Origin of the sequence: Butyrivibrio sp. M55 (genome assembly GCF_900116865.1) — a bacterium.
GTDB lineage: Bacteria > Bacillota > Clostridia > Lachnospirales > Lachnospiraceae > Butyrivibrio.
In genome coordinates, this window is record NZ_FPCD01000018.1 from 1 (window position 1) to 13,376 (window position 13,376).

Sequence of the window (13,376 nt, forward strand, 5' to 3'; positions counted from 1 at the left end):
GTGTTACCCACGTAACACCCGTGTAACACCCATGTATATACATTAGTACATACATTTTATAGTATTTATCTTCCTTTATCACTATTTGGTGTAGAGAATGCGGTAACACCAATGTGTTACCCACGTAACACCCGTGTAACACCCATGTATATACATTAGTACATACATTTTAATAGCATTTTTATCTTTCTTTATCACTATTTGGTGAAAAAAAATGGATGTTACCTACATAACATCCATTTACTATTTACTTCTGCTCTACCTTCTGTTGTTATCCTTCTTAAGTGTATTCAAAACTTCAGATATTGCATTATCTTTTATTCTATTTTCTTCTACTGCCCCATTACTTCCTGATGCTTTATCCGGATCAACATCTATCATGTCTGAAAGTTTTACAAGTTTTTCTTTCTTCGGTTCTTCTTCAGGTTCTACGTAATTATCTACAAGGAGTTTTTCAAGCTCTGTAAAGTCATACTTTCTTTGCTCAAAATTATTAAATGTATTTCTTACTTCAACAGGATTACTATATTTTTTCATCAACGAGATAATATATCCCACCATGTTATTTACATTGTCTCTGCCTAATGCATATTTAATACGCTGCTTTACTTGTACATCTGATATATTGTTCTTTTTTGCTTCCTTAGCAATCGAAACAATATCATCTTCGTTTATATTACTTCTACCTTTAAGCTCTTCTTTGATCGTGTAATAAATTGATGAAGCAGTAATATCATCAATTTCTTTCTTACTTTCTCTTCCTACAGCATCCCAAGTAAAGATTATATGCGAAAGAGGTTTACCTCTTTTGTTTGCATATTGAGTATCATAGGTAAGATTTTTGATAGAGCAGCCACTAAGATTTATCTCATTAACAGCCGGAGCAATACAGCTTCTCATCATTTCCTTATTAGAATAACTGTCTTTTACTCCAATCTTCTTCCTAAACTCTTCAAAAGAAGATTCCTGGCCGCCTTCACCAACAACAAATTTTCCAGTACTCTTCCATTGGCGAATAAGTCTAAACATATTCTTTGTATACTTTGATTTGAAGTTTACAAACTCTTCCAGATCCAATGACGTGTATTTATGAAACTCATTAAATAGCCACATGAAATCTTTATTTACAGCAACTTCTAATGTTTCATTATCTTCATCTATTATAAATGTAGGAAACAGATCAAAACGATATGTCCTTTTTTTCCCACTCGTCTTTTCTTCAGTGATAGTACAATTTACTGCTAAGAGCTGATTTATCATGTTATTCATGTCTTTAACGAATGTAGCTTGAACATGCTTTTGTGCACCATACCCTGATTTCTCTTTTATCTCCGAAAAAGTCATTACTACTCTTTCATCGGCCTTATTCTTGACTTTCATACATAAAGTCATAAAAATATTCATAGAGGTTTTTGATAAAGTTCCTAGGTGTAGTTTATTCATATCATTTTCAAATATTACAAGATCTCCCATTTTTATCATCTCCTCTTTTTTGGTGTAAGTTTTTCGAAAGCAAAAAAACTATATTTTGTTTTTAAATTAATCACAAATACATTATATATTATTGGTGTAAGTCAGTCAATCATTAATTACACCAAATACCGCAAAAACTACACCATAAAAAATATCCATTTTCGCATTTTCTACACCAAAGGTCGCAAAAACTACACCAAAAGACCGCATTTTCTACACCAAAAGGCCGCAAAAACTACACCTAATAAGTCTATAAACCGCATGGTTGAGCGATTTTTGATAGCCCTAAAATATTAAAACTTAAAAATATATAAAATTAATGTAACAACAAAATAAAGTAATCGTTGTTTCTCAAACAAAATATATTATTTATACAAATATATTTCTTACGTGTCCTCACCGTGAGGATAGAATAAGTTTAAATTGACTTTGTGTGTACTGTATGCTATAATAATAAATGTAGTAAAAAACTCCTTGCGGTATTTTTGAGGAGGTGAAGTACCAATGTCATTTTTAGATAACATAAAAGAAGTTCCTATTACAGATTTTGCAGAACGTATTGGTTTTACCACAGTTCGAAAAGGAAATAAGTATGTTTCTCTTAAAGAGCATGATTCGGTAATGATCGATACTTATAAGAACTGCTTCTGGAGAAATTCAAAATATACAAGAGGAAGTAAAGGAGCTGCAGGATCCATAATTGATTTTGCAATGGAGTTTAATGGAGCTGCTGATCATAAAGAAGCAATGCGTCAGATTGCTCTGATGTATGGAATCCAAGGAGAACAAGAAGCCAAAGTTTCTTTTAATAAAGTAGAAAAAAAGAAGACAACTACTCTTCCACCTCTTCCACCCAAAGAAGACGTAAAGTTAGATTTTCCTGCAAAGGATAAGGACAGCGAAGATGTCTATAATTATCTTAGTGAGGAACGCTGCATAGATAAAGCAGTTCTTAGATACTTCTTTAATAAAAGAATGCTCTACCAGGATAGACATAAGAATTGTGTCTTTGTTACACAGCACTTTTGTTGTGTTCGAAGTACTGGAGAAAAGAAATTTGTTCAGGATAAACCCGGATGTGATTACAATGAATGTTTTTACTTTCAGGGAAAGAAAGATAATGATACTTTGATCGTTGCTGAATCAGTTATTGATATCATGAGCGTTATGACAGAGCTTTGTCATAAGAAAAAGATGTTCATAAATTATGATTATCTTGCGCTCTCAGGAACCGGTAAGCTCATGAGCGTAAAATATCACACGGATAAGAATCCGATATATAAGAATGTGATTTTATGCTATGACAATGATGAAGCAGGTAGAAATGCTATCGCTTCTACTAAAGAAAGTCTTAAAGATACAAATATAAAGGTGATCGTTTGTCAGGCTCCTTCTGGGAAGGACTGGAATGATTATATTGTTTTAAAAAAGATGTCCTCACGGTGAGGACATCTTTTTTAAAAATTGATTTATTGTATGGAATATTTTGTATTAAAATATGTATAAACTTAAGAGGAGAATGCGTATTAAACATGAAAGACGAAAATATGATCAGCGCACAGCATATTATATGCTTGCGAAATAAATCAAACTTAAAACAAGATGAATTGGCGGCTATCGTTTCTGAACTGATGAAAAAAGAAAAACCTTATGCTTCTACTATTGTTGCTGATTGGGAAGCAGGAAAAGAAAAACCTTCAAAAGAAGCTGCTTTAGCAATGGCTGATTTGTTTAATACTTCAGTAGCTTATATTTTAGGCAAAACAGATACTATAGATAGGGATGACGAGAAGTGTGAAGTATAATTCCCAAAATCTTGCAGGGGTTTCAGCAGGATTATGATAAAGATTGAATTGAAAATAAGTTATAATATGTTATAATACTTTCAAAGAGTGGTAGCGATACCCCTTGATTTAAGAAGTTTAATAAAAAAACCGCTTAACTTGTGAGGTTAGGAGCGGTTTTTTTATTGTTCTTTTTCTTATTTTTTAGAATATCGAACAATAGCCTTATGATATTCAACAGAAGATTGCACAGTGCAATGATCTCTGAAACAGTCATAGGCACCACGTTCCTTTCCCTATTATTTCAAGGGAAACCGCTACCACCTGAGTAAAAGTGTAGCAAATATGCATTTTAAGGTCAATGAATAAAAGTAATTAAGGTACATGGTTGTTCATCTTATATCCTCACGGTGAGGATATAAATTTAAGTAAAAAAAATGATTATATGATATAATAAGCCAATCAAGAGGTAGTAGTACCCTTGAAGTTAAGGCTAATAAAAACCGCTTCGAACTTGTCAGGGTAGGGAGTTGTTTTTATTATTTATTCTTATTCTCTATAATTTAGATAAAAAAGTCCGCAAAACTTCGCAGGTCAACGCGGTCTTTTTTATTGTCATTTTTTATATCGTCCTCACCGTGAGGACATTTTATCAATAGGAATATGTATGTATTGTGTGCTACAATAATTTTAGTGGATTTAATAACCGAATCCGCTATGTCAGTGCAACAGATTCTCCTCCGTTGCACTGGCATCCCCATTTTCTGTTTTATGATTTAAAGAGTTTTTTATGATTAAGAAGTATGAAGAAGGCGATATTCGCGCCGAATGGAAAAACAATATTGATGGTTACAAAGTAGATTATTCGGATCTTCACGGGTTTTCTCTCTTTGCTTTTTTGCAGAGCCCTTCTGAAGAAGATATTTCTAAGATGTCAAAGGATGCTGATATTGTCATATATTTTGATGACATGGATGGAGTCGGATTCTTTACATTCAATTTTGATGGAACAGGAGGAAGTGCAGCTTTTGCTCCTTCTCTTAATCTTGACTATCCAAAGTTTAATATTCCAGATGGATTTACTGGTTTTCCTTTTAATATCTATGTGATTGATTCTACAACTGGGAAGATAAAGGCATTAAGATCTATTACACTTTCCTCAGATTTTTCTAAATGGCTTTCTGATTGGTGCAGGCAAAATGAGATTCTTAATCTTTCGCTAGATCATGTAAAGGATATCTCTAAAAAGTACTTTGATTATCTTAAAAAGCACGACAAAAAAAGATCTTTTAGAATAGCGTTTAATACAACAAAGAAATGTATTGAACATGCACACGATACCGGAGGCCGTTAGTAAAAGATTATATCTTTATAAATTTACAAAAATTTTTCCAAAACCTATTGAACTATCAATGTTCCTTCATTGACAATTAAAATATTAAAAAGAAAGTGAGGGAGCTATATGTACATTACAGATTTGGAATGGTATTCAGTTCATTGCTCACCTATCCTGCACTTTGATGGTCGAGAGGTATTTTTGGCATATGTATCTTTTATGGGCGAGGATAGAATAGGCAGGTGGTGCGGAATTCAGTTTCCGGAAAAGCACCTGACTTATTGCCGGAATTTTTCAGAAGCAGACATAGAACTAATAATTGATTATCTTTCAGCTAAGGAGGATGATCTCTGGGAAGAAGCCCATTCTTTGCCACCAAGGGAAGAATGGGAGTTAGATGATATAAAAGATGATTTAATTTAAAACTTAAGCAGTAATCTGAGTTTTCAATGGCCAGATTGCTGCTTTGTTTTTTACGCCGTCCTCACGGTGAGGACGGTTTTTATTTAGCTTTGGGTATAAGTTTTAGCCACAAAATACATTTTTCTGGGCTTTTGAAGATTTCTTTTGTACCATTCCTAACCCCAGCACCGACTCACTAAATTCGCCGAGGCTCATTAAGTGATCTGGTGCAGCCCCTTCCCCGACTCCAGGGGGCAAGCAGCTAAAGCTGCTTAATTTGTTTATGAAGGAATCTACTTTTTTGTCATAGTGGTCAATTTATAAGTCAAGAGCTGCCCGGACTGCGTCCAGCGTACTGTCTCTTGACTTATAAAACGTCCATGTTCCCATCGCTATGGCGATAGGGATAAGAAAAAGATTTTCAATCCCTATCGCTTTCGCGATTGTATCATGGACTATAAATTATCTTTGATCGGACTTTTGAATTGTTATGTCAGGGGCTTTGCGCCCCCAACACCCCCGCAGGCTCCAAGGATAAGAATGATGATGCTGGCTGAATTTTATGGTATATACTAAACCCTGTTCAAAAGTGACACCTTAACTGTCTTAGTGCCGCAAATGCTAAGAACAAACAGTTTAAGTTCTCACAAGTTTAAAGGCTTCCATGTTGGAAGTCTTTTTAAGTCTTTTTAATATAGAATTAATTGACAAAGTGTGTACAATATACTATAATATTAGAGTAGGGAATATGCTTCCCTTATCTTCTGTGGGTGAGAGTAACAGAGGATTAATTATTGAAGAGAAGACGTAAAGAAAAGAACAAGAAAACTTATGATAAGATTTTAGCTGTATTTGCAGTTTTGGAGATTGCTTTTCGAATCTTAGAACATATATCAGCTATTATCAAGAATTTGATTAAGTAATTATTTAATTCTTTGCATCACAGTGGATGTGATTATAATCGTCGATGGTTTTTGCGGAACCACAAAATACACTCGCAGGGGCGAGGAAGAGGTTGCTGAAACTGTGGTGTTCCTTTACAAAATGGCTTATTTATGCTATATTAATAGTATTCAATAAGAGATCCTCGGCTGTCTTAGTACCGCAAATGCTAAGAATAAACAGTTAGACTCTCACCAGATTAAAAGGCTTCCTTTTATGGAAGCCTTTTTGGTATTAATTCAATTATGTAGGCTCTTCATAAAATGGCTTGTTTATGCTATATTCATAGATGTGCAAAAAACAGATTCCTCGGCTGTCTTAGTACCGCAAAATGCTAAGAAAATAACAGCTTAGGTTCTCACTCAAAAGAGACTTCCTTTTATTTTCTTTTTGGGAGTCTTTTTTTGTCATCAAATAATTGACAATGTGTGTACTGAGTGCTATAATTAATAATGTAAAGAGAGCCGCTGGACCGGTAGTTATATTAGCTGAAAAGCAGGAAGCGAGGATTTTGTTTTATGGAAGAACAATTATTAACTGAAATACTTAGGGAGCTTAGAGCTTCAAATGAAGCACTTTATGAAATGAAGAGGGAGCTAAAGCAAATAAAGGAAGATACAAATTTCATTTCAGATAGTGGTCTTTCTCTTTCACAGAGAACGGCAATAGCAAGTGAAACTCTTGTAGACAAGTTTACAGCTTGATACTATAGAAGTGGTAGTCATACAACTGCCACTTCTATTTTTGTTTAGATGTTGTTTTTAGAAAAGAGAACATGATGGAGGATAAACCTAATGCATAATGAGGAGATGACGGAGAAACAACTTGTTGTCAATCTGATTGAAAATTACATGAATCTTATGAGAATTAAAAATGCTGATTCCTAAAATTTTCAGTTATGCGAACTAAAAGCGAAACTGAAAATTTTAGGAATCAGCACTGAAAATCTGACTATCGAATAATAAAAAATCGCCCTTGCTACTAAAGTAGCAAGGGTTTTCTGCCTTATGGCAGAACTCCGGCTTATGCCGGAGAATAAGAAAAACGTTGAAAATTAGAGGGTGAGCTTAAATGATCCAGGGCTCTTTATGTGAGCACAGAATATTGACGTTGTGTGTACTCTGTGCTATAGTTCTTGGTATAACCATGAAATAACAATTTAAAGGCGATTTTAGAACTTTTATCATATTGACGACTATTTGTTCAAAATGGGTGTCAAAAAGCCTTAGAACGCAAAAATATGAATCTATAAAGTAATATGACTTTGAAGTGGAGGCATATAATTGTTCTGGACGTTTTCATGGGCACAATGCTTTATACGTTTGATATTGGTGATGGCGTTATGAAAAATCAAAAGAAAAATGAAATCGATACGCTGGATTTTTTCGTAGAGCGAGATATACGTGGTGAAGAAAAACAGATACCAGATGGGAAGGAAAAAAGTAAAGCAAATAAAACTGTTCTAAGTTTATTTCTAGCAGCTGTTGCAGGAATTATTTTTGAAACAATCTATTGGGCGGTTGGAGATGTTGGACTTGGTTTTCTTGATGACTGTATGGATTATCTATGGGAATATAGTGACGTAGAATTCTATGCATGGTTTTTCCTGATTTACTACATCGTGATAGCATTAGCAGGAATAATTTTGATTAGAAGTCGCAGGAAGAAATCTGGAGGGATTGTCAACTTAGGTACAATTACGATAGCAATTTTTGCAGCTATATTTGTTCATCATCTTTTTATGGCGCATGACAGCGTAGTATATTATCAGCTTCATGGAGAATTTTATCCTGAAGTATGTGATCTTGGATATGCTTATTTTGCTCTATATTTGGGAAGTGTTTATCCCTTATGGCTTTTGACAATAATCATAACTGCATTTTTTAAAAGATATGGAAAGTCATGAATAATAAAAAAGTTTTTGGATTGATGGATGGAATTATTCAGTCGCTGATATTCCAATTGTTTTAGATAAAAGGATTGTTTTGATATCAAAGGCATGTTTTGGACCAGCGGAAATTGATGAGCTAGGGATTGATGAAAATAAAAATCCATTCGAGCTTCATAATTGGTGCGAAGATGATCTATATGAAGATGGAAACTACTGCAGGAATATTTCTGTGGAAGAACTTATTGAAAAAATTGAAGATTATATTTTAGTCTTTCAAAATCAGAATCTTGATGACGGAGTTGATTCTTGTAAAAAATTAGTAACCTGGCTAAAAGCTATATTCACGTAAATGACATTCTTACTTAGCATAAATACTTGAAATGATTGAAAGGTTTTATCAGTAATATGGGTTTTGCAGTAAAGAGCGAAGAAATAATCTACGACGAAAGAATTGACGGAAGAGTTGTTTTGACTGATTCCGGCAACAGGATAAAGTTTAGTGGCCAATATTTTTGGATAAAGTGTTGCGGTTATGTTGAAGATCTGAGCGTCTATTTCTTTGTTGACTATGATGGTGAAGAGCATGTAATAAAGTGGCAAAATTGTGATTGCGGAGAAGGATGGTTTTATCTTCACTGGAAAGAAATAGAAGATGAAAAATATTCATCGCATGATGAGTGTGTTTATAAAATGATATTTACTAAGATGCCGGAAAGAAATGGAAAGATAACAACGTCTGAGAGAATCAGTTTTGAAAAAGAAACTCCTGATAATAAGAGCTTTATAAAAAAGTTGGAAAGTATAAAATGAGTAGCGAAAGTAAAAAAGGATATCTAAAAATTCTTGCCATAATTCTTATCTTTTTTATCGTTCTTTTCTTTAGAAGTCGTGTTTGCGAAAGAGTAATCGTAAACGGACAATCAATGGAACCCAATTTTAAAGATAGTGATATTTGCTGGGCAGATAAAAGATATAAATCTATCGAAAGATATGATGTGGTTGTTGCCAGAACTGATAATGAAATGATCATAAAAAGAGTGATCGGTCTTCCGGGTGATACAATCAAGATTAAAGATGGGACTGTATATATAAACGATGGAAAAATAGATGATGAGTTTGATTTTGAAACTTATCCTGATGGAACAAAAGATTATAAAAATTATGCAGAGGACAAAAATCAAGAAGTGATTTTTGTCTGTGAAGATAATCAATATTTTTTGATGGGGGATAACAGGCAACATTCTGCTGATAGTAGAATTACTGGTCCGATAGATTTAAGTGACATTGATGGTAAAATCGTTATGAGATTTTATCCGTTCAATCGAATAAAAAAATTTTAATGTAGTCCTCACGGTGAGGACATGTAAGAGGAAAGAGTTATGTTTGATTTTTTTATTGATACGTACAAAGAGCTTGTAAAAGGGGAAGATGTAGAATCTGCTAAGAAACTTAAGAAAGAAAAGGAAAAAGCTGAAAAGATTATTTATCCTAAAGATGTAAAGATTGTAACTTATGTTCTTGCAGGATTTTATATTTTGGTGGCATTAGTATCCTCGATTCTTACTATAAAATTCTATGGTTTTGGTTTTTCAGTAGTTTCATCTATTTTGCTTTCGATAATAGCAATCTTGATTATTATTTTCCTTTCAAGAAAAACAAAAAAGGGAGAGATCATATCAATAATTTTAAGTGTAGTTTTTGCACTGGGATTATATGGTTCTTTAATGCTATCTTCGTTGTTTGCACAGATGAAATAAATTGATTTATATATTCACATGAAGAGGAAAGAGCATGAAGAAATTTTGGAAGAAAAAAGAAAAAGAACAGGAAGAACCTATAAATTGGGATGAGGAACTTAAATATCTTAATGCATTAATAAAATGGTCAAATGATCCAAACAGAACTATAGAAACACATCCTGATTATATACACAGAACACCTGAAGAGGAATATGCTATTAAGCAAAGAATGCAAAAGGATAGTGATAGAGCAAAAATTAAGTTTGCAATTGAAACAACAATTATCGAAATCATATGTACGCCTCTTAGAATTGCATTTTCGATATTGACTCTTATTTCAGGTTTAGCAATTTACGCAGGTGGGTTTTCTTTTCTATATGGGTGTTTCCAAGTGTACAGTAATATTGGAAATGACATGAGTTTTATATCTGCAGTAGTGGCAGAGTGGAAATTTTTACTATTTCCTTTTATTGCTTCTTTTTCACATGTTGTCTTTATGAAATTGGAACAAATCTGTGATGCAAACAGTATGTATATATTGTGATTATATTTATCAATTTTTAAATAGATGTTGCAGCTGTTGCAAGTTAGTATTAAGGTGCTTCATCTATTTTTTGTACATATGATTATTTTAGAATATTGCATTTGGTGCTACAAATACTGGTTTGATAATGACTGAATTGAGGCGCCAAAATATAATTAAATTCATAGAATTTAATTATATAGCAAGCAGTGGGAGGTGGATAGCCACCATCCCGCTTGTTAGTGGGCGAAGCCCCCTAAAACCCCTTTTTTAAAGACGGTACGAGTTTGAGAACTATTTTAATAGTTCCTCACGGTGAGGACGGTTATGTTGGTGATTTTTTATTATTGTTTAGTTATTTCGGTTTTATGGTTTCTTTACGTGCTTATGTGTAAAATCTGGAAAAATGGTAAGAAGATATTATGTATTCCAATTGGAATTTTGATTATGACAATTCTTTTTTTGTTTGTATAAGGATATAGATATGGCTGAGAAAAAAAGACTAAGAGATAAACAGATTGTTATAAGGCTTCTTGATGAAGAATATGAAATTTTAAAAGCAAAATGTGATGAACTTGGAATTAGTTATTCCGATTATTTTAGGCAACTTATTTTGTTTGGTTCTGTAAAGCAAAGTACAAAAAAGGATTCAATAGAAGAACATAAAAAGTTTATGTATGAGATCAATCATATAGGTGGAAATATAAATCAGATTGCTCATAGAGTGAATTCAAATCGTATAGAATCAAAAAAAGATTATGAAGATCTTATGATGGAAATGAGTCACCTATATCATTCATATTCTAAGGCAGTTAAAGGAGATATAGATACATTTAATTGTGATCTTGAATGTATAAGTGATTCTATAAAAAATATTTCTGAAAAGAAACAGATAAATGATAAAGATATAGATTTTATCAAAAGGACTATAAGAGAACTTAAGATAAAATTTAATGAGTTTATGAAGGTAGGGTTTTAAATTTGGCTTATACTGAGATACACAAAATTACAGCCACATTAAATGCAGCTCTTGATTACATTTCAGGAGATAAGGTTGAAGAAATCACGAAAGAAAAGACAGAAAGAATTCTTAGTTTAGAAGGTGCAGCTATTGGAAAAAACTTGAGTGATTCTATAAAGGATTCTCTTGATTATGCTGTGGATGATAAAGAAGGAATCGTAACTTTTAAAACATATACATCGTATAATTGTTGCTTTCCTATAGACAATCAAAGCTTTGGAAGTTACATAATTGATCATTCTGCTTATTGGAGTAAGAAGAAAGAAAAAGATAAGAATCGAAAGACAACAAAAGATAATAAAGAAGTTGTTGCCTGGCATCTGATTCAAAGTTTTGAAGAAAGCATAAGATCGGAAATTGCAAATGAGATTGGCAGAAAACTAATTGAAAAGATCATTCCGGATTATCCTTGCCAGATATCTACACATACCAATACAGAACATACTCATAATCACATTATTTTTTCTGCGTGGGATGTTGATGGAAAGAAATATAATGATGATATTAAAGCAAAAAATTTGATAAGGAAAGTATCAGATGAACTATGCCAAGAATATGGGCTTCATGTTTTAGAAGATACAAAAGAAATGAAGCTTGTTAAGTATCAGGATTCAGATGGAAATCTTAGATATTACGAGCCAACTGATAGAAAAATTGAGATGATAAGACAGCGCGAAGAGGGAACTGTAACAAGGGATGATGTGAACAGTTATCGCAATACATATCAGTATGAAGATAAAGAAGCAAAAAAGGAAACTATCAGAGTAATTGTCAAAAGAGATATCGATTATCTTCTTTCACAGGTTTCATCTTTTGAATCACTTTTACAGAGATTAAAAGAGCAGGGATATCAGATCAGGGATAAAAAGAAAAACGGTGAATGGCTCACATATATTACTTATAAACCTCCTACAGCTGAACGAGGAGTAAGAGACTATACTTTGTCAGAAGATGAGTTTTATAAAAGAGAAAATATTGAAAGAATCATCCTAGCAAAGAATAAAGAGATGACTGCTACTAAGGCTGATTCTTATAAATATTTTGATGAATATGTCGTTGGAGAATGTGATCCGTTCAATGATATTAATGAGAACTATAGAGTTGAAAAAGATGATAATAATAGGCCTTATACAAAACAAAGGAGCATTGTAGAAAAGAAAGTAATAAGTGATATCAGGAAGGATTATAGAGTTAACAGAATAAGTGATTATCGATATCTTCATAAGAGTAATAATGCTCTTACTTCCAGAGAAAAGCAGATCCTTGAAAGTATTCAGTTTAAGTATAAATGTTTAAAGTTTCTTGAGCATAAAGACATTATAACTTTCACTGCAATTCAGGAAAGAATTGATAAGACTTCAGAACAGATACAGAGAATGAATTCTGCAATTGACAGCCTTCGAATGGCCATAGAAAAAGAAAGAAAGCTATTACTACTTCCTGCAGAAATAGAAAAGCTCTCTTATAAGATTGCCGAGAAAAATAACAATGATGGATACAAGTTCACTGAATATTATGAGGACGTAAATACTATAAACAAATATAAAAAGATCCTTCAGGCAAAAGGACTTGTTACTCCGGAAAAACTAAAAGAACAGGAAAAGAAAGTAAAGGCTTCTGAAGCAAAACTTCGTAATTTTGAAGCAAGAGCAGATCTTATGAATAGTGAGATGGAGACTTATAATCTTTTCAATGCATATGTTAAAGCTATTGGTTATGATGTTGAGCGTGAAATGCAAAAAGAGGTAGAAAGAATTAATGAAAATAGATCAGATGGACGAGGACTTTTATAAAGAGTTATCAAAAGATAATGTTATTAAAATGTCCGGTGGACAATATATTATTACCGGCAAAGGTGATTCGTGGAATGAAGTAAAAGATGAAATCGAGGATATATATAAATCCTGGATCAGTTCATGCGAATTACTTGGTCAGGGAGAGGAAGAATTATTATCCCGTATTGATAAATCAAAGATTATTAAAGATGTAGAAGCAGGGAAAACTGGATATTATTTTCTAGACAAAAAAGGAATTATAGGTCAGCCAATTATTATTGCACAGGATGATGAAGAACAACGAGTAAATCTATATCTTTTATTATTGTTTATTTCATCAAAGCTAAGTGAGCATACAAAGGATTACTTACTAGAGTTTATAAAGAAAGAGCAGATAGGATAATCATTGGATAAAACACTTCTTGGAAACAGGAAGTGTTCTTTTTTTGCAAAAAATATCAGATGAAAAACTTTAATAAATTTGCTTAAA

General features: G+C 32.8%; 15 protein-coding genes. 14 read left to right on the top strand and 1 reads right to left on the bottom strand.

All coding sequences use genetic code 11. From position 1 onward, the window contains the following. Positions 1 to 258: 258 nt before the first annotated feature. Positions 259 to 1,473, bottom strand: a complete 1,215-nt coding sequence (locus BM398_RS14475) for a replication initiation protein (RefSeq protein WP_175531969.1) — start codon at positions 1,471 to 1,473, stop codon at positions 259 to 261. Positions 1,474 to 1,977: 504 nt separating this feature from the next. Between BM398_RS14475 and BM398_RS14480 the strand changes: the two genes are divergently transcribed. The 14 genes from BM398_RS14480 (at position 1,978) to BM398_RS14545 (ending at position 13,289) form a co-directional block, all read left to right on the top strand. Next, a complete protein-coding gene (locus BM398_RS14480) occupies positions 1,978 to 2,919 on the top strand; it encodes a toprim domain-containing protein (RefSeq protein ID WP_092338605.1) in 942 nt (313 codons plus the stop codon). Positions 2,920 to 3,005: 86 nt separating this feature from the next. Next, positions 3,006 to 3,278, top strand: a complete 273-nt coding sequence (locus BM398_RS14485) for a helix-turn-helix transcriptional regulator (RefSeq protein WP_092338607.1) — start codon at positions 3,006 to 3,008, stop codon at positions 3,276 to 3,278. Between the two features lie 769 nt (positions 3,279 to 4,047). Beyond that, positions 4,048 to 4,611 (top strand): hypothetical protein, encoded by a 564-nt coding sequence (locus BM398_RS14490; protein WP_092338609.1) that lies wholly within the window; start codon positions 4,048 to 4,050, stop codon positions 4,609 to 4,611. A gap of 108 nt (positions 4,612 to 4,719) precedes the next feature. Then, positions 4,720 to 5,016 (top strand): hypothetical protein, encoded by a 297-nt coding sequence (locus BM398_RS14495; protein ID WP_092338611.1) that lies wholly within the window; start codon positions 4,720 to 4,722, stop codon positions 5,014 to 5,016. A gap of 1,439 nt (positions 5,017 to 6,455) precedes the next feature. Further along, the gene (locus BM398_RS14500; RefSeq protein WP_092338613.1) at positions 6,456 to 6,641 is read left to right on the top strand and encodes a hypothetical protein; all 186 of its coding nucleotides are present in this window, start codon (positions 6,456 to 6,458) and stop codon (positions 6,639 to 6,641) included. Positions 6,642 to 7,237: 596 nt separating this feature from the next. Further along, positions 7,238 to 7,843, top strand: a complete 606-nt coding sequence (locus BM398_RS14505) for a hypothetical protein (RefSeq protein WP_092338616.1) — start codon at positions 7,238 to 7,240, stop codon at positions 7,841 to 7,843. Positions 7,844 to 7,922: 79 nt separating this feature from the next. Further along, entirely contained in the window at positions 7,923 to 8,177 is a 255-nt protein-coding gene (locus BM398_RS14510) for a hypothetical protein (protein WP_092338618.1), read from the top strand. Between the two features lie 56 nt (positions 8,178 to 8,233). Continuing rightward, positions 8,234 to 8,638, top strand: coding sequence for a hypothetical protein (locus BM398_RS14515; protein ID WP_092338620.1), 405 nt, complete (start codon positions 8,234 to 8,236; stop codon positions 8,636 to 8,638). After that, positions 8,635 to 9,168 carry a signal peptidase I gene (gene lepB, locus BM398_RS14520; protein WP_092338622.1) on the top strand — a complete coding sequence of 178 codons (534 nt, stop codon included), beginning with the start codon at positions 8,635 to 8,637 and terminating at the stop codon, positions 9,166 to 9,168. The genes BM398_RS14515 and lepB overlap by 4 nt, the downstream gene beginning before the upstream one ends. Positions 9,169 to 9,207: 39 nt before the next feature. Further along, positions 9,208 to 9,585 (top strand): hypothetical protein, encoded by a 378-nt coding sequence (locus tag BM398_RS14525; RefSeq protein WP_092338624.1) that lies wholly within the window; start codon positions 9,208 to 9,210, stop codon positions 9,583 to 9,585. 34 nt (positions 9,586 to 9,619) lie between these two features. Continuing rightward, positions 9,620 to 10,111: a hypothetical protein gene (locus tag BM398_RS14530; RefSeq protein ID WP_092338626.1), complete on the top strand. Its 492-nt coding sequence runs from the start codon at positions 9,620 to 9,622 to the stop codon at positions 10,109 to 10,111. A gap of 463 nt (positions 10,112 to 10,574) precedes the next feature. Continuing rightward, positions 10,575 to 11,069 (top strand): plasmid mobilization protein, encoded by a 495-nt coding sequence (locus tag BM398_RS14535; protein WP_092338628.1) that lies wholly within the window; start codon positions 10,575 to 10,577, stop codon positions 11,067 to 11,069. A gap of 2 nt (positions 11,070 to 11,071) precedes the next feature. Then, the gene (locus BM398_RS14540; protein WP_092338630.1) at positions 11,072 to 12,904 is read left to right on the top strand and encodes a relaxase/mobilization nuclease domain-containing protein; all 1,833 of its coding nucleotides are present in this window, start codon (positions 11,072 to 11,074) and stop codon (positions 12,902 to 12,904) included. Further along, positions 12,870 to 13,289, top strand: a complete 420-nt coding sequence (locus BM398_RS14545; RefSeq protein ID WP_092338632.1) for a hypothetical protein — start codon at positions 12,870 to 12,872, stop codon at positions 13,287 to 13,289. The genes BM398_RS14540 and BM398_RS14545 overlap by 35 nt, the downstream gene beginning before the upstream one ends. Positions 13,290 to 13,376: the final 87 nt, after the last annotated feature.

Excerpts from the sequence above, each read along its gene's own strand:
- BM398_RS14475 (WP_175531969.1), bottom strand. The coding sequence starts at position 1,473 with ATGGGAGATCTTGTAATATTTGAAAATGATATGAATAAACTACACCTA.
- BM398_RS14480 (WP_092338605.1), top strand. The coding sequence starts at position 1,978 with ATGTCATTTTTAGATAACATAAAAGAAGTTCCTATTACAGATTTTGCA.
- BM398_RS14485 (WP_092338607.1), top strand. The coding sequence starts at position 3,006 with ATGAAAGACGAAAATATGATCAGCGCACAGCATATTATATGCTTGCGA.
- BM398_RS14490 (WP_092338609.1), top strand. The coding sequence starts at position 4,048 with ATGATTAAGAAGTATGAAGAAGGCGATATTCGCGCCGAATGGAAAAAC.
- BM398_RS14495 (WP_092338611.1), top strand. The coding sequence starts at position 4,720 with ATGTACATTACAGATTTGGAATGGTATTCAGTTCATTGCTCACCTATC.
- BM398_RS14500 (WP_092338613.1), top strand. The coding sequence starts at position 6,456 with ATGGAAGAACAATTATTAACTGAAATACTTAGGGAGCTTAGAGCTTCA.
- BM398_RS14505 (WP_092338616.1), top strand. The coding sequence starts at position 7,238 with ATGGGCACAATGCTTTATACGTTTGATATTGGTGATGGCGTTATGAAA.
- BM398_RS14515 (WP_092338620.1), top strand. The coding sequence starts at position 8,234 with ATGGGTTTTGCAGTAAAGAGCGAAGAAATAATCTACGACGAAAGAATT.
- lepB (WP_092338622.1), top strand. The coding sequence starts at position 8,635 with ATGAGTAGCGAAAGTAAAAAAGGATATCTAAAAATTCTTGCCATAATT.
- BM398_RS14525 (WP_092338624.1), top strand. The coding sequence starts at position 9,208 with ATGTTTGATTTTTTTATTGATACGTACAAAGAGCTTGTAAAAGGGGAA.
- BM398_RS14530 (WP_092338626.1), top strand. The coding sequence starts at position 9,620 with ATGAAGAAATTTTGGAAGAAAAAAGAAAAAGAACAGGAAGAACCTATA.
- BM398_RS14535 (WP_092338628.1), top strand. The coding sequence starts at position 10,575 with ATGGCTGAGAAAAAAAGACTAAGAGATAAACAGATTGTTATAAGGCTT.
- BM398_RS14545 (WP_092338632.1), top strand. The coding sequence starts at position 12,870 with ATGAAAATAGATCAGATGGACGAGGACTTTTATAAAGAGTTATCAAAA.